This is a genomic window from Vibrio sp. 779(2023), assembly GCF_033344285.1.
Taxonomy (GTDB): Bacteria; Pseudomonadota; Gammaproteobacteria; order Enterobacterales; family Vibrionaceae; genus Vibrio; species Vibrio alginolyticus.
The window spans coordinates 1-1,091 of sequence record NZ_JAWPOM010000200.1 but is presented as its reverse complement, the minus strand read 5'-3'; the positions used below and the strand labels follow the sequence as shown (position 1 = coordinate 1,091).

General features: G+C 46.3%; 1 protein-coding gene. It reads left to right on the top strand.

Translation table 11 applies throughout. From position 1 onward, the window contains the following. Positions 1–1,091 (top strand): efflux RND transporter permease subunit (locus tag R8O70_RS26065; RefSeq protein ID WP_318184568.1); only part of this gene is annotated, 1,091 nt, incomplete at both ends.

Sequence of the window (1,091 nt, the reverse complement as noted above, 5' to 3'; positions counted from 1 at the left end):
AGATTACAGCTCGACATTAGTGCCAACCATGCTCGTTGTGATTTTGGTCTTTTTGACTATCATGCTGCGTTCCATTCTTAGTGTTATAGCGACGCTGATTGTCATCATTGGTTCTGTGATGGCGACCATGGGCATTTCCGGTTGGGCTGGAATGTTCTTAAGCACAGCGACGGTAAACGTTCCAACGTTGATCATGACGCTTGCGGTTGCTGACTGTGTTCATGTGATTGCGACCATGCGTCAATCAATGAAAAACGGGTTCACGAAAGCGCAGTCAATCGAGCGCAGTATCGCTTTGAATTTCGTGCCTATTCTGATTACATCCGTAACAACCGCGATTGGCTTCTTGATGATGAACATGTCCGATTCTCCTGTCCTGCGAGACTTCGGTAACTTGTCTGCTTTAGGTGTTATGGTCGCCTGTTTTCTTTCCGTTACCTTGTTGCCGGCGTTGCTCAAGTTGCTGCCTATCCACGTAAAAATGGAAACGTCACAAGACCAAAAACATGTCATGGATCGCTTAGGTGACTTTGTGGTTTCGCAACGAAGAGCCTTGTTGCCACTTTCGGTTGTTGTCATTGTCGTGTGCGCGAGTCTTATCCCACTTAACAAGGTGAATGACGAATCGGTAGAGTATTTTGGTCAACGTAACGAGTTTCGTCAGGCTGCTGATTTTATGGAAGAGCGAATCAGTGGCATGACCAACATCAGCATTGCGATTAAAACCAACGAGTCTCAAGGTATTGCCGCTCCTGATTTTCTTAACACGATAGGTGAGTTTTCTAGTTGGCTACGAGACCAACCTGAAACAGACCATGTGGCGACATTGGCAGATGTTTATAAGCGTCTCAACAAGAACATGCATGGTGATGATGAGGCGTATTACTCGCTCCCTCAAGCGCGAGAGCTCGCAGCGCAATATCTACTGCTTTACGAAATGTCTTTGCCGTACGGCCTAGACCTCAATAATCAAATTAACGTCGATAAGTCCTCGATCAAAATGGTGTTGACCGTGGCAAACCTCGGCAGTGTGGAACTGGTCGATTTAGAAAACAGAATCTATCAATGGTTTGCAGAGCATGCCCCTCATT